Here is an 18,281-nt window from a genome sequence, read left to right on the forward strand (position 1 = left end):
CATATTGAACGGATAGAGTTGGTGTTAATCCGTTCAATATGCGTTTTTTAATTTCTCTTTTGTTTCGGTTGTGAGCAACCGAAAGCACACATCGTTTGTTATGAGGTGTTGGTTATTTTTCCAAGGATGCCAATAAGTGGTCGAGTTCATCCAAGGTCGCCGTAAATCCTTCTTTGAAGCCCATTTCAATCATTTTCTCCATCCGTTCGAGGGAATCGTTGTAAATGATAATGCTGACTTTTGTCTTGCCGTTTTCTTCACTGAAACTATAATCCCAATCAGAACCCGGTAGCTGAGGGTTTTCGTCGGCATCCGCAAATGCGTTCAAGTACTTAAAATTGGTTTTGGGCGTGATGGAAGTATATTGCTGAACCGACCACATCATGTGCCCTTCGGGACTTACCATGGCATAAAATCTTCTGCCACCAACGGTAAAGTCCATTACTTTGGTTTTAGAGGCCCAAGGCTTGGGAGCCCACCATTGGTCAAGAATTTCTTGTTTGGTGAAGGCATCCCAAACTAGCGAAAGGTGAGCAGCAAATTCGCGGGTTATGAAAACCGTTTTAGCGGCTTTGTCAACGGTAAAGTCAAACAATAAATGGTTCATGTTTTGTATGTTTAATGGTTGAAAATAGGCTTTTTCGTTGGTTTAAGTTGGGAAACTAAACGGTTGCAAATTTATGCGCAACTTTTTGGTTTCGCAAAGTTTGTATTGAAAAAGATTAGGAGAAGTTGAGAGGTTGGAGAAGCCTTTGTTGAATTTTTGAAAGACCAAAGATAGGAAGGCAGACTTTACGTTCGCCCACTTCCCCGAAAAAACAAACCAACTGTGGGTAAAAAAGGAGGGGAGGGACACTTTAATTAAAAATTCTCACCCCTTTCTAAACTCCTTTTTCTCCCCAAAAATGAAAACGTATTCGTTGTCTCTAGCCTTTGGGCTACTTCTAGTGTGGATGAGCTTGCCTGCTTCTGCGCAAACCAACCGCCCCATCAAATTTCAAAAACAAGTGCTCACGAAAATGTTCTTCTCCGAAGGCGTAGCCGTGGGCGATGTCAACCGCGACGGAAAAAAAGACGTGTTGTCGGGGGCGTTTTGGTACGAAGCCCCCAACTGGAAACAGCACGAAATTGCCAAAGGCGATACATTTACGGTCAATGGTGGCTACAGCAATTCGTTTTTGAACTTTAGCATGGACGTCAACCAAGACGGTTGGATAGATTTTATTCGGGTCGATACCCCAGGCGAATCGGTGGTTTGGTACGAAAATCCCAAAAACAAAGCTGGACACTGGAAAGCCTATACCATTCACAAATCCATTGGGAATGAGTCGCCTGCGCTGTGCGATCTCGACGGTGACGGACGTCTTGATATCATCGGTAATGACCCCGAAGCCAAGCAAATGATTTGGCTCAAAGCTCCTTCCAAAAAAGGCGATACCGAATGGAAACGCTACGTGATTAGTACCGACAATATTGGCATTCACAAATATACCCACGGCTTGGGTGTGGTGGACATGAACGGCGATGGGCGGTTGGATGTGCTCATGCGTGAAGGTTGGTGGGAAGCACCTGCGGATCGTACGCAGCCAAATTGGACGTTTCATCGGGCTAATTTGGGGGAAGAATGTTCGCAAATGTACCTACTTGACGTCAATAAAGACGGCCTGAAAGACGTGATTAGCATGTCGGCGCACAAATACGGTATGTGGTGGCATCAGCAAGGCAAAGACGCGCAAGGAAATCCGACTTGGGAAAAACACGAAATTGGGAAGCTATTTTCACAAACCCACGGCTTAGCTTTGGCCGACATCAACAAAGATGGTAATCCTGATTTGGTGACGGGAAAACGCTATTTTGCCCATAATGGCAAAGACCCAGGGGCGTTTGAGCCTGCGGTATTGTACTGGTTTGAGTTTAAACCTGGCCCTAATCCAGCGTGGATTCCGCATCAAATTGACGATAACTCAGGCGTAGGGCTGCATTTGGTAGTCGAAGACATGAACCGCGACGGGTTGCTAGACATCATTACTGCAAACAAAAAAGGAGCCCACGTGTTTCTTCAACAGAAATAAATAAAACAGGTGCGTACAGGACAGAATTTTGAAAGAAGCTGTCGTATGTTTGTCGTATGAAAGTTGGTTTATTCATCCCGTGTTATGTAGATCAGTTTTACCCCAAAGTGGGTATTGCTACACTCCAATTGTTAGAGAAATTTGGTTGTGAGGTGGGGTATCCTGCCAACCAAACCTGCTGTGGTCAGCCCATGGCCAATTCTGGCTATGAACACCTGACGCATGATTGCAACCGCCTTTTTGTTCAAAATTTTGCTGATTTTGATTACATCGTGGGGCCGTCGGGGAGTTGTGTCTTGCACATCAAAGAACACTTGCACACCGAAGGCGAAGGTGAAGCGAAAGCGACGCACATCCGTCAACGGGTGTATGAACTGACGGAGTTTTTGACCGATGTGCTCAAAGTCGAAAACCTATCGGCGCATTTTCCGTATCGGGTGGGGTTGCACCAAAGCTGCCACGGGCAGCGCGGATTGCACCTTTCGCAGATGTCGGAGTTGGTAGCGCCTGCATTCTCAAAACCTGAAAAACTCTTGAGAATGGTCGATGGAATCGAATTGGTTCAACTCACACGTAGAGACGAATGCTGTGGATTTGGGGGAACGTTTTGTGTGGCGGAAGAAGCAGTTTCGGCGCGTATGGGTGTTGACCGCATCGAAGACCACATCAAGAACGGTACTCAAGTCCTGACGGGAGGCGATATGTCGTGTTTGATGCACTTGGAAGGCATCATTCGGCGCCGTGAGTTGCCCATCAAAGTAATGCACATCGCCGAAATTTTAACTGCGAATTAACCATGAATCACTCTGAGGCTGCTGATAAATTTAATAAAGACTTTGACCGCACTACCTGGCACGACGAAACGCTCTGGTGGGTGCGCCAAAAACGCGACCGAGCGGCGTTTGCCATTCCCGAATGGGAAGATTTACGCAACATGGCGTCGCAGATTAAACACAACGTACTGTCTAACTTAGACACGTACTTGATGGAGTTTGAAAAAAACGCCAAGGCCAACGGCGTCACCGTCCACTGGGCCGCCGATGCGCACGAACATAACCAAATCGTTCTTTCGATTCTGAAAGAGCAAGGCATTCAACAAATTGTGAAAAGCAAGTCGATGCTGACCGAAGAGTGTCATTTGAATCCTTTTTTGGCCGAAAATGGGGTTGAGGTCATTGATACTGATTTGGGTGAACGCATCGTTCAATTGGCCGACGAGCCCCCAAGTCACATCGTCATGCCCTGTATTCACTGGAAAAAAGAGGAGATTGGCGTCTTGTTTCACAAACATTTGGGTACGCCCGAAGGTTGCGCCGACCCATCTACGTTGACATTGGCCGCCCGCGAACACCTGCGCGAAAAGTTTTTGACGCGCCGCGTGGCACTGACGGGGGTGAACTTTGCTATTGCCGAAACGGGAGAATTTGTGGTCTGTACCAACGAAGGTAACGCCGACATGGGTACGCACTTGGCCGACGTCCACATTGCGTGCATGGGCATCGAAAAAATCGTCCCTAAACGCAAGCATTTGGGGGTTTTCTTACGGTTGTTGGCGCGTTCTGCTACGGGACAGCCTATTACAACTTATTCGAGTCATTTTGCCAAGCCCCGCGAAGGGCAACAAATGCACATCATATTGGTGGACAATGGCCGCTCTCGGCAGCTGGGACGGGAGGAGTTTCGTAACTCGCTCAAATGTATCCGTTGTGGGGCTTGTATGAATACCTGTCCTGTGTACCGTCGCAGTGGCGGACACAGTTACCACAATGCCGTAGCGGGACCGATTGGATCGATTTTGGCGCCCAATTTGGACATGACCAAAAACGCCGATTTGCCGTTTGCAAGTACGTTGTGCGGAAGTTGTTCAAATGTTTGTCCCGTGAAAATCAACATCCACGAACAACTTTACAGCTGGCGACAAGTACTTACCAAAAGCGGACATTCACCCACTGCCAAAACGATAGGGATGAAAGCAATGGCGGCGGTATTGTCTAGCCCATCGGTGTATCGTTTTTCGGGGAAAATAGGCCGTTTGACGTTGTCAAACACGCCGTTTGTGGTCAACAATTCCCTGAATCCGTGGTATAAACAACGCGAAATGCCAGAGCCTCCCAAAGAGTCGTTTGGCGAATGGTATAAAAAGAATCGGAAGTAAATTCTGCGGTTTGACTATCGCCTACGGTCTGACTATCGTCTGACCTTTGTTTGATGAAAATAATTTAAACAATCATTCCCCCATTGGGGGGCAGGGGGCTAAATAAAATGAGTCGTGAAAAAATACTGGCGGCCGTGGCCAAAAACAAACCCACGTTGACACCGCTACCAGATATACAAGATTTTGGGAATCCTTACAGCGATTTGGTGGCCCAGTTTACGTCGGTACTGACGACCATCGGTGGTACGGTGGTGGAAGCGCGCAGTTGGGAAGAAATCCAACAGTACGTTCAAACGCACTTTGCGGGACGGCGAATGGTTACCAACCTTGCACCATTGGCAGACATGGCCCAACAAAGTTGGCTAACGTCTGATCCTCATTCGTTGGACGACGTAGGGTTGGCCATTTTACAAGGACAATTTGCCGTGGCCGAAAATTCGGCGGTATGGGTTACAGAAGCCGAGATGGGGCAGCGCGTGACGCCTTTTATTGCTGAAACGCTGGCATTAGTGATAAAAAAATCGGCGATTTTGCCCAAGATGCACCACGCCTACGCCCAAATTGGTGCGGCCGAATACGGTTTTGGGGCTTTCATCGCAGGGCCTTCCAAAACCGCCGACATCGAACAATCGCTGGTCTTGGGCGCGCACGGCCCTAAGTCGATGGTGGCCTTTTTGATAGATTGAAAAAAAGGTGAAACTTTGCTAAAAGTGGCTTCCCGAAAGTGCATTAACTTTCGGGAAGTTTTTTTATACAAGCAATTCTTCATTCGTATGCGATTCTTAAAGATTCTTCTCAAAGTACTTGGCGTTATTTTATTGCTAATTGTCGCCTTGTTGGCCTGTATGATCGCCCCCGTCGATGATACGCCTTACCAACAAACCAGCTATTACCAAGACTGGAAAAACTCGGTAAGCGGTTTAACCTCCACTGTCACAGATGCTAGTCATAATTCCTCATCCGTAATTCCTAATTCATTAAAAGTCGGTTGGGCCAAAGTAAATTTTACGCCCAAATCTCCGACTCCTACGGCGGGTTACGGAGTGCGTCGCGGGGCCTTGTACAAATCGGTGCATGATTCTATTTACGTTCGGGCGGTGGTGTTTGACAATGGAAGTACCAAAGCGGCGATGGTGGTGGCCGATTTATTGATTCTTCCCCCCGCCGTGACTGAGCAAGTAAAAACCAAGCTTTCGGCTACGGGCATTCCGTTTGAACAAGTGTATTTTGGTGCTACCCACACCCACAACAGCATGGGTGGATGGAGTGGCGGCATTGTAGGCGAACTCTTTGGTGGAAAATTTAATCCCGACAATGTGAGGTGGGTGGCCGATGCCATCGTAAAAGCCGTGACTTTGGCACAAAAAGACCTAAAACCTGCTACGGTGGCCTATCATCAGTTGGCCGATACGGCAAAAGTACGCAATCGGGCGTTTGATGAAGGAACGATTGACCCGTTTGTGCGCACCATCCAACTCGTCCGCAGCGATGGGCAAAAAGCCTTGATTTGCTCGTACGCGGCTCATTCTACGATTACAAGTTCGGACAATATCGTTTTATCGCGTGACTACCCAGGTGTACTGGTCGATTCGTTGGAAAAAGGCGAAGCTAACTTTGCGGTATTTCTTTCGGGAGCGGTTGGAAGCATGGGGCCTAAGGTGGGTGTAGAGTCAGATTCGGATTGGGTCAAAGTGGCCACCGAAGCCGACAGCTTGGAGTCGGACGTGCAAAAACAATTGGCGCAACTGAAGCCTATCGAAAACCCTGCCCTGCGCATCGAAACGCTCACCATTCCGCTTCGCGAGCCTAATCCCCGCGTTACGTTGGGGTGGCGACTACGTCCGTGGGTATTTCACTGGGCGTTTGGCGATTTTCCCAATTACGTAAAAGCGCTACGCATTGGCAACGTTCTGATGGTAGGTTTTCCTTGCGATTTTTCGGGGGAATTGGTGGCAGAGATGAGCGCCTACGCCGAAAAAAAGGGGCTTAAATTGATGGTAACAAGCTTCAATGGTGGGTATATCGGCTACATCACCCCCGACAAATACTACGGCAGAGACACCTACGAAACCCTCACCATGAACTGGTTTGGACCTTTTAACGGAGCTTATTTTCAGGAAATTGTGCGGGATTTGGTGGATAAGATGTCGTAGGGGAAGCAAAAAAGATAAACGAGCAGGTTGTAAGCAGCCTTGGAAAGGTTGTCAAACCTTTCCAAGGTTCAATGCTACTTCTCAGGTCGGCGGTAGCGAATAGGATGGGGACTTTATGATTTAATCCAACTCATCCAATAGTTCTTTCAATTCTTTTTCAGAAATAGTACCTCTGACTTGCTTATCATAAATAGTTGGTAAAATAACTTCTTCATTGTCAGTAACAACATAAGTAATAATCCTTGCCCCTCCACTTTTGCCCTTACCCTTGCTTTTGATGGCTAATCGTATTTTATAACAATCTTGCCCTAACGGAGTACCAGGCGTTGGGTTTTCTTGAAGTTGTTCGCCCAATGTAGCTAATTCTTGCTTGAGTGAAGCATATTTTTTAATTAATGGCTTGGCTTACCTCTCAAAACTTCGGGCAGCTCTTACGCTATACATCCTCTAAAAATTCGGTCAAAGTTCTCAGTTTTATTTTGCCTTCACGGTGTAATTTGGCATCTTGCAAACCTTCTTTTATGTTAGCTTTTAGCTCTTTTTTACTCATAACAGCACTATCAGTATCTGCATCTGCTTCAATAAGCATCGAAGCCAATTTAGCTCTATCTTTTGGTGGCAATTGCCTTGCCAATTCTACCAACTGACTAAGCGTTAGTTGAATGTTGGCACTAAAATTTAGTGTTGTTTCCATTATTCTAATGAATAAGTTTTTTTGGCTTTAAAATCAGGAATAAGGGCATCAATGACCATAAAAAGCTGCTTACGGTCTTAACAATGGTCTCTATTCAAGTCAAAAATTATGTACAAGTATAGAACAAATCTTATTAGTTTGAAACATAATTAGCCTGTAAAATATTGCCAATTGTTTTTCAATTTGTGCTCCAGTTTATATACCAAACCTTGGTTTAGGACAAGCATGGAATTGTATTTCTAACGAACAAACAATAAACGAGCGAAGCGGATTGTAAATAACCTTGGAAAGGTTGAAAAACCTTTCCAAGGTTCAATGCTACTTCTGCGGTCTTTTATAACGAATAGGAGCTGGAGGCTCGGGTTTGAGCGTTACCCCTTGGGTTTTTAGCAAGTCTAACGCTACTTGCACCGATTTTTCGAGTTGCGGGTCTTCTCCCTTGGCCACTTTAGCGGGGTCTTGGTGTACTTCAATGTCAGGGGCAATGCCTTCGCCTTCTACCGCCCATTTTCCGTCCACATCATAAAAACCTCCGCGCGGAGCCACCATGCGCCCACCGTCGATAAACGGTGGCGTGTCCCACGTACCGACCAATCCGCCCCACGTGCGCGTGCCTACGAGTGGGCCTACCTTGGCTTGGCGAAACAAGAACGGCATCAAGTCGCCGCCCGAACCCGCGCGCTCGTTGACAATCATTACTTTAGGCCCCCACAAGCCCGACATCGGTGTCGTGAAAGGTTTATGGTCGTTAGCGCGGCTGTTGAAATATCCTTGCAGTTTTCGGGCCAATACGTCCACGATGTAGTCGGCAGCCGAGCCACCGCCGTTGTTGCGTTCGTCGATAACTGCCCCTTTTTTATCTTGTTGGGCAAAATAATAGCGGTTAAAATATTCGTAACCACCGTTACCCGTGTTGGGAATCCAAACGTAGGCCAATTGTCCCTTTGAAAGCTCATCCACCTTACGGCGATTCCCTTCCACCCAAGCCCGCGTGCGAAGCTGGGTTTCGTTGGCGACGGGCACCACCGTAAGCGATTTGGCCGTGGCCAAATCAGGCGTAGCATTGACCTTTATTTTGATTTGTCGGTTGGCCGTGCCTTCGAGCAAACTGTAAATATCCACGTCGGCCGTGAGCGGAATGCCGTTGATTTCCAACAAATAATCGCCTTCTTTTACGTCGATGCCAGGGCTAGACAGAGGCGCTCGCAAATCAGGGTTCCAGTTTTCACCCGTCAGAATGCGCTTGATGCGGTAAAAGCCGTTCACAATCGTAAAATCAGCCCCCAAAAGCCCCGCAGGGTTGTTGTTGTCGAGGGTTGGGAAATCACCTCCTGAGGTATAGGAGTGCCCCACGGCCACTTCGCCCCCCAAAATATCCACCACGTAGTTGAGGTCGGTGCGGTGGCGTACATGTTCTACCCAAGGCGAGTACCACTTATAGATGTCGTTCCAAGGAGCACCGTGTACATTGCTGACGTACAAGAAATCGCGCTGATAACGCCATCCTTCGCGGAAAATCTGCTTGTATTCGGCTTTTGGATCCACCCAAAGTTTCATTTCGCTAGTGTTGAGGCGACCGTCGCCCATTTTTGCCGTAGCGGCGGTTGCATTGGCGATTCCCCACGTGCCTCCACTGCGGTAAAGCAAGTTTTTGCGGTCGTGTGAGGTAATTGCTCCCTGAATTCCTTTCAAAAACTCTTCCCGTTTTTGGTCTTTCAAGGTGTATTTGTGCAGCGTAACGCCCGCTTGGTCAGGGACATTTTCGGTAAAAAATAAACTACCTTCAGGCCCTGCAATGATTTCGTCGTATTCTTTCAATGCTACTTTGGGAAGTGCCAAAATCCGCTGGTCGATGCCTTCTAGGTCAATTTTTACCAAAACTTCTTTTTTGGCTTCCGTGGGTTTTTCGTCTTTTTTAGGCTCGGTTTTGGTCTTCTCGTCTGTTTTAGCGGGGGTAGCTTCTTTCTTTTCTACTTTGGGGGCTTCTTCCTCGTCGCTTTTGGGCAAAAAAGGCGAAGGTTCACCTTTGGCCAGAATGACCATATACACGCCGCGCGTAACGGGGCGCTCGTACGAACTCATGTCGAGCCAACCCGTATTGAGGGCAAAGTTGGTACTGGCCAAAAAATACAGATACTTTCCGCTGGCATCCCACACGGGCGACATCGCATCTGACATCCCGTCAGTCAGTTGGTGACTAGCGCCTGTCTCGATGTTATAGACTTTGATGGCTTTGTATTGATTGTCCAAAAGGCGGGCGTAGGCAATCCATTTGCCATCAGGCGACCATACAGGGTTAAGGCTGCGGTTGGGATGGGCGTAGCGCTCGGTGTCTATCTTTTTGGGTTGTCCCGTTTCGGTATTTATCACCCATAAATTATAATCAGTGTCGGTGTAGGCAAGGTGTTTGTTGTCCGACGACCACGCGGGGCGGAAATAAAACGTAGGCGAAGGCAACGAAATCGCTTTGGGTTTTTGAAGCCCTTCTTGGTCCGAAACCATCAATTGATATTCACCGCTCGCGTCCGAAAACCAGGCTATTTTTTGCCCGTCGGGCGACCAAGTAGGATAACGGTCAGCCACGCCTGAACTGTGACTGATGTTGCGCCAGTCACCGTTTTCTTTGGGTACGGTAAAAATATCGCCACGGTATTCAAACAACGCACGCTTGCCCGTCGGAGACAGCGACGCATTGAGTAAACCTCCCGAACGTACGTCCTGCCAACGCGGTGCCGCCCACGTAAAATCTCCTTGAACGTTGATAACGAGCTGCTTGGCTTGTCCCGTTTGGGGGTCGAGCAAATGCAAATAGCCGCCTTGTTCATACACAATGCGGTCGTTGGAGGCGTCTAAGCTTTTTACATCAAAATCTTTGTGAAACGTTACCTGTTTGAGTTCGTTGGTTTTGGGATTAAACGACCATACGTTGTTGGCATAATCGCGTTCTGACAAAAAGTAAACGACGTTTTTGTACCAAACAGGGTCGGTATGGCGTTCGCGATCGGTTTGGGGAGTGGTTTTGAGCGAGAGCGTTTTCAAATCCACAATCCAAATCGGCTGCGATTGTCCGCCTCGGTAGTTGCGCCATTCGGGATCCCAAAAACCAATGGTTTGGTAAGCAGCCATTTGGCCATCGGGCGAGACTTCCCCCGCGTAGGCTTGCGGCATGGGAAGTTCTTCTTGGAAGCCTCCTTTAAAACTCACTTTTAATAATTTGGTTAGGGCCGTTGGGTAGCCGCTTCGTCCCGAACGAAAGACAATGCTGGCGCCGTCGGGTGTCCAACCTTGCACAGCATCTTCGCCTGGGTGCCACGTAAGGCGTTTGGGTTCACCGCCCGTGGCGGGCATTACATACACGTCGGTGTTGCCGCCGTACTGGGCCGAAAAGGCAATCATGCTGCCATCGGGCGAAAAATGCGGGAGCGATTCTGTGCCTTCGTGCGTGGTGAGTCGGCGGGCAGCGCCACCGTCGCGGTCGGCCATCCACAAATCATCGGCATAGACAAAGACCACGGAGCGGTCGCTGACGGTAGGCTGGCGCAACAGTCGTGTGCCTTGGCCAATGGCCGACACGCTGCACAAAACCCCCGCCGCGAGGGAGAGTAAAGAGGTTAGTTTCATAGAAAGTGGTTAGTAGGTTGTTGGAAAAATATACCTCAAAAATACGCTTTTCTCTTTGGGAAACGCAATCGGAGCATACACGATAAACGATTGTTGTTCAGCGGTTACCTGAATTCGGTAGCGACTGCCTTCAAAAATGCTTCGCTCTACCGTTGCCCAAATGCCTTGCGTGCCTTCGGTTTCGGTAATGATCAGTTGCTCAGGGCGAATCAGCAAGGTGTCAGACGGTCGGGGAGGAGTTCCAAAAAACTGCTCAAACGTATTGCGAGGCACAACATTGATTTCTCCCGTCAACTCCGCTACGTACTCACTGATGGGTTGTTGATATACTTCTTGGGGCGTGCCCATTTGTAATAACTTCCCTTGGTATAAAATCCCCATTCGGTCCGACAAACTGAGGGCATCGGGGGCATCGTGGGTGACAAAAATGCAGGCAGTCCCCGTTTCTTCGGCCAGTGTGCGGATGGTTTGGGTGAGGCGACGGCGGTTGGCAAAATCCAAGTGTGCAAACGGTTCGTCGAGGAGCAATACTTTGGCTTCTTCGGCTAGCGCGCGGGCAATAGCGGTGCGCTGTTTTTCCCCGCCCGACAGTGATTTTGCAGGTTTATCGGCCACCGTTTCTAAGTGGCAAAGCTCGATAAGCTCGTCCACCCGCTCGTCGCGATAGGCTTTTTGGTAATACCGAAGCGCGTAAGCAATGTTTTCCCGAACACTGATGGGCAACGATAGATTATAGTCTTGGTGGACAATTTTAATGTCAGGATGCCCAGGAATGAGCTGGTCGCTGGCAAGGCGTAATTTTTCGCCATTGAGCCAAATTTCACCTTCATCGGGGTCAATCAGCCCCGCTGCCAAACGCAATAACGTACTTTTTCCCGAACCACTTTCGCCCAAAAGGCCAAGAATTTCTCCTGTTTGAAGTTCTAGCTGAATGTCGGATAAAACCGATTGAGGTGGGTAGTTTTTAGAAAGATGACGTAATTCTAACAAAGAGTACATTCCGACGTTTAGTTTCTTTTGTTGGTGAACACAAAACAAGTTGATAAAATGCCATTTCTCCGAATTCTTCTCTTTTTGTTGGTTGCTCAACTGAGTTTCTCCCAAGGCATTCCACCGCAGGTACGTCGGGTGTTGTTTGTGGGAAATAGCATTACGTACGCAGGAAGTTACGTGACCGACATTGAAGCCTATTTTGTAACGCATTATCCGCAGCGTTCGATTGAATTTATCAACGTAGGGCTACCCAGTGAAACCGTTTCGGGGCTGTCGGAAGAAGGCCACGCGGGGGGACGTTTCCCCCGTCCCGATTTGCACGAACGCCTCGACCGTGTCCTCAAAGCCACCAAACCCGACTTGGTCTTTGCCTGCTACGGCATGAATGACGGTATTTATCTGCCGTTTGGGGAAGACCGTTTTCAAAAGTTTCGGGAAGGAATCGAGTGGCTGCACGAAGAAGTAGAAAAAACGGGCGCAAAAATTGTTCACCTTACTCCCCCTATTTTTGACGAATTGCGCGGAAAAAATGCAGGCTACGCTGCCGTCCTCGACCGTTATTCTGACTGGTTGCTAAGTTTACGAAAAACCAGAAAGTGGGAAGTTATCGACATTCATTACCCCATGAAAACCTACCTCGACGCCCACCGCAAAATCGACGAGCAATTTGGTCTTTCGGGCTTTGCTTTGGCCGAGGATGGCGTGCATCCTGGCGAGGTTGGGCACTGGATTATGGCCAAACAAGTGCTTTTGTATTTGGGTGAAAAACAGGTCGCTAAAGCGGGGACGCCCAAGAGTGCTTTACCCGACCGCCCCTCGTCGGAAGCGGTTTTTAAGTTGGTTCAACAACGCCAAACGCTGATGAAAGACGCGTGGCTGACGGCCACAAAACACCAACGCCCCGAAATGAAAGTAGGGCTTCCGCTGGAAGAAGCGCAAAAGAAGGCGGCGGAGATAGAGCAAGAAATTAGGGCATTGTTAAAATAAAAAAGAAGCCAAAACTTCGCCTTATCTCTATACAAATTTGGTTTTTATCGCTCTCTTTACCTGATTGGGTAGAAGAGTCACATTTCTTGTAGTAAATTGCCGTGTCAAACTAAAAACCAAACCCAAATGATTCGTCAATTACTCTACGGAGGAGTGGTGGCGTTGGTAGGAATGGCGTCCGTCAGTCAGGCGCAGACGTCCTACAACAATCACGCCCAACTTTCCACTCGTCTCAAAAACCTCTCCACAAAATACGCTGCCCAAGCCACCGTTAGCTCGATTGGCAAGAGCTCGGGCGGGCGCGACCTGTGGTTGCTTACGCTAGGAAAAGGAGATGCTACCAAAAAACCCGCCATTTTGGTCGTTGCAGGTTTAAACGGTACGCACTTGGCTGGAACTGAGTTGGCCATTCAAACGGCTGAAAAAATGCTTGCTTCTGCCAATGCCGATAGTATTGCTAAATTGTTGACTACCAAAACGTTTTATTTTTTGCCAAGCATGAATCCTGATGCCCAGGAGCAGTTTGCGGCAAAGCTAAAATTTGAACGTACTGGAAATGATACCAAAGCCGATGACGATCGCGATGGTCGCATCGACGAAGACCCGTTTGAAGACCTCAACGGCGACGGAATGATTACTTGGATGCGCGTAGAAGACCCAACAGGGTCGTTTGTTGCGAGCAAAGAAGACCCACGTATCATGGTGAAAGCTGACCCTACCAAGGGAGAAGTGGGTAAGTATTTGTTGCACAGTGAAGGTATTGACAACGACAAAGACCGCGTCTATAACGAAGACGGTCAAGGAGGTATCAACCCAGAGCGCAACTTTACATTTGACTATCAAATTTTCGTGACAGGCTCGGGCGAGTACGCTGCTTCTGAACCCGAAGTACGCGCCTTGCTTGACTTCTTGTACCGTGCTCCCAACATTTTTGCAGTATTGACTTTTGGGCCTAACAACAACCTCAGCGAAGCGCCGCGTTTTGATGCGTCTAAAGTAGCTCGTCGTATCATCACGGGGCCGCTATCTAAAGATGCCAAAGCGATGGAGCAAGTGTCGAAGTTGTACAACAGCCGCACGGCTATGAAAGATGCGCCAGCGATGCCACAAACCCGTGGGAACTTCTCGCAAACGGCCTATTTCCACGCGGGTCGCTACAGCTTTACTACCCCAGGTTGGTGGGTGCCTAAAATAGAAGCCCCACGCGACTCTACACGTCGTGGTACTGGCGCTGCTGCTCCTTCGGGTGCAGGGGCTACTCCATCAGGTGCCGCAGCTCCCGCAGCAGGTGGTGGCGGCGGTGGCCGAGCGGGTGGCATGATGGGCGGTGGTGGTGCGGCCGCTGCGGCAGCAGCCGCTGCTTCGGCAAGTGCTGCCAATGCAAGCGAAGACGATACTCGTTTCTTGAAATGGGCGGACAAAGAAAAGTTGACGGGCGTTTTTGTGGATTGGAAAGCCGTTCAACATCCTGATTTCCCTAACCAAAAAGTAGAAGTTGGTGGCGTAGCTCCATTTGTAAAATTGAACCCACCACTTTCTTATTTAGAGCCTGTTGCTGACAAACACCTCAAGTTTTTGTCGGGATTAGGTGCTCAAATGCCAGAAATTCAGTTGGTAAACGTAAAAACCGAATCACTTGGAAATAACTTAACCCGCATCACGGCTACGGTTATCAACAAAGGTTTATTGCCAACGTATGCCGAAATCGGTGATCGCGTTCGCTTTGTTCAAAAAGTAAAAACGGAACTCAAATTGGGTAGCGGCCAAGCGATTGTTTCAGGAAAACGTCTCAACCTTAGAGGTGCTTTGGGCGTAGATGAGTCAGAAGAATATACGTGGCTTGTGTCGGGTACTGGCAAACTTACGATTGAGGCTGGATGCCCAACCGCAGGCGTACAATCGACCGAAGTGACGTTGAAGTAAATTTGTTCCGCAAATCGTTAATCGAAATTTCCAATGAAAAAATACATAAAATCAATCATAACTGCTACGCTTTGCGCTCCCATGTACATGGGCGTAATGGCGCAAACAGCACCCAATATCGACGCTGACCTGACGGGAATGCGGGCGATTGGTTCGCCTGCCAATCCGAAAGTAAAATGGGCTTGGAATTACTACATGGATTACGCGGGTTTCAACAAACTTACCCAAGAGTTGGCCAAAGCGTATCCTGACTTGGTTAAATACGAATCTATCGGAAAGTCGTACCAAGGCCGCGAAATGTACGTCATCACCATCACCGATTTTAAGAGCGGCCGCCCCGAGTCTAAGCCTGCTTTTTGGATTGACGGGAACATCCACGCCAACGAGCTTCAAGGTACACAGTTTGCGATGTACACGGCTTGGTATTTGGCCGAAAGCTTTGGTAAAATGGATTTTGTAACGGACATGCTCAAAGGCCGTACGTTCTACATTTTGCCATCCTTGAATCCTGATGCACACGAAAATTTTATTTACAAAGCCAATACCACAAGTTCGTCGCGTTCGGGTATGATGCCATTGGACGATGACGGTGATGGCTTGGTGGACGAAGATTCGTACGATGATTTGGACGGTGATGGGCACATTGTGAACATGCGCCGCAAGTCGCCAACGGGACGTTATAAACTTGATCCTGATTTTCCTGAACGCATGATTTTGGCAAAACCTGACGAAAAAGGAGAATACGAATTGCTTGGTTTTGAGGGGATTGACAACGACGGCGACGGACGTGTCAACGAAGATAACCCTGGCGCGTACGACCCGAACCGCGATTGGGGCTGGGGCTGGCAGCCTGATTATATCCAAGGTGGCGCATTGTTCTACCCTGGAAGTTTGCCCGAAACGCAAAACGTGAAGAAATTTTTCTATTCTCACCCAAACATCGCAGGAGCACAAAGCTACCACAACTTTGGGGGAATGTTCTTACGTCCTCCTGGCGCGGAAGAAGATGCGATGTACGTTCCACAGTCGGACATCGCTGTGTATGATGTCATCGGAAAAACGGGGGAAAAGATGATTCCTGGGTACCGTTATTTTGTACTTTGGAAAGATTTATACACTGTTTATGGTGGCGAAATCGACTGGATTGGCCTTGGACGTGGGGTGTTTATGTTCTCCAATGAAATCAATACTGCGTACCGCATGTTTAACAAAAATTCAACCGAAAATAGAAATCAAAACGTTGAATTTGAAGAGTTTGATAAGTATTTGTTGTTGGGCGATAGCTACGTAAAATGGAAGCCATTCAAGCACCCACAATACGGTGATATTGAGATTGGTGGAACGAAAAAGAATTATATCCGTAACACCCCAGGTTTCTTGTTGGAAGAAGAAGGACACCGTAACATGGCCTTCACGATGTTGCACGCGTATCACATGCCTAAAATCGAGATTGTGGACATCAAGTCACGCGCTTTAGCCAATGGACTAAGCGAAGTAACGGCCACGATTCAAAACCAACGGGCTATCCCAACGCACTCAGCGCATGACCTTCGTTTCAAAATCGAACGTCCTGATTACATTACCCTGAAAAACGCGCAAGTAGTAGCGGGTATGATTGTGGAAAACGATGATTTGGGTCTTACGCGTGAGCAAAAATACAACCCACAAACGATTGAAGTCCCTAACCTTCCTGGTACGGTTGGTGGTGGCTTTGGCGGCGGCGGTGGGCCTTTCGGCGGCGGTGCTGGTGGTAATGCCGTGAAAGTTCGCTGGATCGTAAAAGGTAAAGCCGACAAATGGACGGTAGAAGTCGATAGCCGCAAAGGAGGGATCGTTTCTAAAACCCAATAAATACTGTCCCGATTGTAGGGAACGAGCAATAACTTTAAAAGCGGTTGACATCACGTCAACCGCTTTTTGTTGTGTCGAGGGTTGCTCATAACCCACGCCTATGTTGTTAGGGGTACATAACCCCGTCGCGCAAAGTAATCGGGTTGTGAGAAACCCTCACCACATAACCCTCAACACAGCACAACGTATTTATCAATCAACCAATTTTTACAATGAAACACTTTTGCTTGACGCTGGCTGCTCTTTTGATACATCTAACGCTTTTTGCTCAACAGTACGATTTGCTGATTCGAGGAGGAAAAGTAGTAGATGGGACGGGAAATGCGTGGTTTTATGCCGATGTGGCCATCAAAGACGGAAAAGTTGCAAAGGTAGGGAAGCTTCCTTCTGCCACGGCCACGCGCATTGTAGATGCCAAAGGTCTCATTGTTTGTCCAGGTTTTATTGATGTTCATACCCATATCGAAGAAGACGAATTTCGTGTCCCCACGGCTGATAACTTTATTTATGACGGTGTTACGACCGTCGTGACTGGAAACTGTGGCTTGTCGAACGTAGATTTAGGCCGTTATTTTAGGCAATTGGACAGCCTCAAAACTTCGGTTAACGTAGCGTCGATGATTGGCCACAACGACGTCCGCCAAGCCGTGATGGGTACCGTCAACCGCCCTGCCACGCCTGACGAACAAAAAAAGATGGAAGCCCTTGTCGAAAAAGCGATGAAAGACGGAGCCGCAGGGCTGGCAACGGGCTTGATTTACATTCCTGGGACTTTTTCGACTACCGACGAAATCGTGGGACTAGCGCGGGTAGCGGCTCGCTATGGCGGCGTGTATGCGTCGCACATTCGTTCGGAAGGTGATGACGTTCTCAAAGCCATCGAAGAAGCAGTGCTAATAGGCCGCGAAACGGGCATTCCTGTTCAAATTTCACACTTTAAAGTAAGTGGACAAAACAACTGGGGGCGCTCGAAAGAAACCTTGGCGGCGGTCGAAAGTGCGCGCCGCGAAGGCATCGACGTCACGATTGACCAATACCCTTATACCGCCAGTAGCACGGGTTTAACGACTTTGCTGCCGAGTTGGGCACTGGCGGGTGGGCAAGATTCTATCAAAGCCCGCGTGGCTAATCCTATCACGCACGAGCGGATGGTGAAAGACATGGTAGCCACCCTCAAACGCCGCCAACAAAAACATTTTACGTATGCGGTGGTGGCTTCTTACGACCCCGATCCGACGCTTAATGGGAAAAACTTAGAGGAAATTAATCTCCTCAAAGGGCGTAAACACAAAGCGGAAGCCGAGGCCGAAACCATTCTAGAATTGGTGCTGAAAGGCAACGCCAGCATGGTTTTCCACGGAATGGGTGATTGGGATGTGGAAAACATCATGCGTTATCCCCAAAATATGTTTGCTTCTGATGCTTCGATTCGGGTCTATAACTTTGGTGTCCCTCATCCACGTGGGTATGGTACCAACGCGCGCGTGCTGGGCTACTATGTTCGTCAAAAGAAAGTCATTCCCTTGGAAGAAGCTGTTCGCCGTATGACGTCGCTTCCTGCCCAAAAGTTTAGATTGCAAGGAAGAGGCTTGTTGCAATCAAACATGGAGGCAGATGTAGTGGTTTTTGACGAAAATACCATCATTGACGCCTCAACCTACGACCGCCCTCACCAGTATTCCAAAGGGATAAAATACGTGGTAGTGAATGGTCAATTGGTGGTGGATGAAGAGAAACACACGGGGCTTCGGATTGGAAAAGTGCTTCGATTGTTTAACTGATTGACCACTAACTAAATTGTTGTAGCTAGGATGGAAGAAAATTAGGAAATT

The 18,281-nt window shown here is 48.4% G+C and carries 14 protein-coding genes; 9 read left to right on the forward strand and 5 right to left on the reverse strand.

Annotation, left to right across the window (positions count from 1 at the left end):
- Positions 1–112: 112 nt before the first annotated feature.
- Entirely contained in the window at positions 113–607 is a 495-nt protein-coding gene (locus DTQ70_RS29455) for an SRPBCC domain-containing protein (protein WP_122934123.1), read from the reverse strand.
- Positions 608–905: 298 nt separating this feature from the next.
- Between DTQ70_RS29455 and DTQ70_RS29460 the strand changes: the two genes are divergently transcribed.
- The 5 genes from DTQ70_RS29460 (at position 906) to DTQ70_RS29480 (ending at position 6,380) form a co-directional block, all read left to right on the forward strand.
- On the forward strand, positions 906–2,072 hold the full coding sequence (locus DTQ70_RS29460; RefSeq protein ID WP_122934124.1) for a VCBS repeat-containing protein: 1,167 nt from the start codon (positions 906–908) through the stop codon (positions 2,070–2,072).
- A gap of 56 nt (positions 2,073–2,128) precedes the next feature.
- Positions 2,129–2,866 carry a (Fe-S)-binding protein gene (locus tag DTQ70_RS29465; RefSeq protein WP_122934125.1) on the forward strand — a complete coding sequence of 246 codons (738 nt, stop codon included), beginning with the start codon at positions 2,129–2,131 and terminating at the stop codon, positions 2,864–2,866.
- 2 nt (positions 2,867–2,868) lie between these two features.
- Positions 2,869–4,227, forward strand: coding sequence for a lactate utilization protein B (locus DTQ70_RS29470; RefSeq protein WP_122934126.1), 1,359 nt, complete (start codon positions 2,869–2,871; stop codon positions 4,225–4,227).
- Between the two features lie 107 nt (positions 4,228–4,334).
- Positions 4,335–4,913, forward strand: coding sequence for an LUD domain-containing protein (locus tag DTQ70_RS29475; RefSeq protein ID WP_122934127.1), 579 nt, complete (start codon positions 4,335–4,337; stop codon positions 4,911–4,913).
- An 87-nt stretch (positions 4,914–5,000) separates the two neighbouring features.
- Positions 5,001–6,380 carry a neutral/alkaline non-lysosomal ceramidase N-terminal domain-containing protein gene (locus DTQ70_RS29480; RefSeq protein ID WP_122934128.1) on the forward strand — a complete coding sequence of 460 codons (1,380 nt, stop codon included), beginning with the start codon at positions 5,001–5,003 and terminating at the stop codon, positions 6,378–6,380.
- A 120-nt stretch (positions 6,381–6,500) separates the two neighbouring features.
- Here DTQ70_RS29480 and DTQ70_RS29485 read toward each other — a convergent pair whose 3' ends face one another.
- The 4 genes from DTQ70_RS29485 to DTQ70_RS29500 form a co-directional block, all read right to left on the reverse strand.
- A complete protein-coding gene (locus DTQ70_RS29485; protein WP_310588013.1) occupies positions 6,501–6,734 on the reverse strand; it encodes a hypothetical protein in 234 nt (77 codons plus the stop codon).
- A gap of 82 nt (positions 6,735–6,816) precedes the next feature.
- Positions 6,817–7,074 (reverse strand): hypothetical protein, encoded by a 258-nt coding sequence (locus DTQ70_RS29490; protein WP_122934129.1) that lies wholly within the window; start codon positions 7,072–7,074, stop codon positions 6,817–6,819.
- 318 nt (positions 7,075–7,392) lie between these two features.
- The gene (locus DTQ70_RS29495; protein WP_122934130.1) at positions 7,393–10,695 is read right to left on the reverse strand and encodes a S41 family peptidase; all 3,303 of its coding nucleotides are present in this window, start codon (positions 10,693–10,695) and stop codon (positions 7,393–7,395) included.
- A gap of 9 nt (positions 10,696–10,704) precedes the next feature.
- Complete coding sequence (locus tag DTQ70_RS29500) at positions 10,705–11,694, reverse strand: ABC transporter ATP-binding protein (protein WP_122934131.1); 990 nt, start codon at positions 11,692–11,694, stop codon at positions 10,705–10,707.
- Positions 11,695–11,742: 48 nt separating this feature from the next.
- Between DTQ70_RS29500 and DTQ70_RS29505 the strand changes: the two genes are divergently transcribed.
- From DTQ70_RS29505 to DTQ70_RS29520, 4 genes are all read left to right on the forward strand, one after another.
- Complete coding sequence (locus DTQ70_RS29505) at positions 11,743–12,675, forward strand: SGNH/GDSL hydrolase family protein (protein ID WP_122934132.1); 933 nt, start codon at positions 11,743–11,745, stop codon at positions 12,673–12,675.
- Between the two features lie 126 nt (positions 12,676–12,801).
- Positions 12,802–14,598, forward strand: a complete 1,797-nt coding sequence (locus DTQ70_RS29510; RefSeq protein ID WP_122934619.1) for a M14 family metallopeptidase — start codon at positions 12,802–12,804, stop codon at positions 14,596–14,598.
- Positions 14,599–14,631: 33 nt separating this feature from the next.
- On the forward strand, positions 14,632–16,449 hold the full coding sequence (locus tag DTQ70_RS29515) for a M14 family metallopeptidase (RefSeq protein WP_122934133.1): 1,818 nt from the start codon (positions 14,632–14,634) through the stop codon (positions 16,447–16,449).
- A 212-nt stretch (positions 16,450–16,661) separates the two neighbouring features.
- Entirely contained in the window at positions 16,662–18,230 is a 1,569-nt protein-coding gene (locus DTQ70_RS29520; RefSeq protein WP_122934134.1) for an amidohydrolase family protein, read from the forward strand.
- Positions 18,231–18,281: the final 51 nt, after the last annotated feature.

Source organism: Runella sp. SP2, from assembly GCF_003711225.1.
GTDB lineage: Bacteria > Bacteroidota > Bacteroidia > Cytophagales > Spirosomataceae > Runella.

What these genes read in the sequence shown, in the direction of transcription:
- DTQ70_RS29490 (WP_122934129.1), bottom strand. Translation starts at nt 7,074, where the DNA reads ATGGAAACAACACTAAATTTTAGTGCCAACATTCAACTAACGCTTAGT.
- DTQ70_RS29460 (WP_122934124.1), top strand. Translation starts at nt 906, where the DNA reads ATGAAAACGTATTCGTTGTCTCTAGCCTTTGGGCTACTTCTAGTGTGG.
- DTQ70_RS29515 (WP_122934133.1), top strand. Translation starts at nt 14,632, where the DNA reads ATGAAAAAATACATAAAATCAATCATAACTGCTACGCTTTGCGCTCCC.
- DTQ70_RS29510 (WP_122934619.1), top strand. Translation starts at nt 12,802, where the DNA reads ATGATTCGTCAATTACTCTACGGAGGAGTGGTGGCGTTGGTAGGAATG.
- DTQ70_RS29500 (WP_122934131.1), bottom strand. Translation starts at nt 11,694, where the DNA reads ATGTACTCTTTGTTAGAATTACGTCATCTTTCTAAAAACTACCCACCT.
- DTQ70_RS29505 (WP_122934132.1), top strand. Translation starts at nt 11,743, where the DNA reads ATGCCATTTCTCCGAATTCTTCTCTTTTTGTTGGTTGCTCAACTGAGT.
- DTQ70_RS29465 (WP_122934125.1), top strand. Translation starts at nt 2,129, where the DNA reads ATGAAAGTTGGTTTATTCATCCCGTGTTATGTAGATCAGTTTTACCCC.
- DTQ70_RS29475 (WP_122934127.1), top strand. Translation starts at nt 4,335, where the DNA reads ATGAGTCGTGAAAAAATACTGGCGGCCGTGGCCAAAAACAAACCCACG.
- DTQ70_RS29480 (WP_122934128.1), top strand. Translation starts at nt 5,001, where the DNA reads ATGCGATTCTTAAAGATTCTTCTCAAAGTACTTGGCGTTATTTTATTG.
- DTQ70_RS29455 (WP_122934123.1), bottom strand. Translation starts at nt 607, where the DNA reads ATGAACCATTTATTGTTTGACTTTACCGTTGACAAAGCCGCTAAAACG.
- DTQ70_RS29520 (WP_122934134.1), top strand. Translation starts at nt 16,662, where the DNA reads ATGAAACACTTTTGCTTGACGCTGGCTGCTCTTTTGATACATCTAACG.
- DTQ70_RS29495 (WP_122934130.1), bottom strand. Translation starts at nt 10,695, where the DNA reads ATGAAACTAACCTCTTTACTCTCCCTCGCGGCGGGGGTTTTGTGCAGC.
- DTQ70_RS29470 (WP_122934126.1), top strand. Translation starts at nt 2,869, where the DNA reads ATGAATCACTCTGAGGCTGCTGATAAATTTAATAAAGACTTTGACCGC.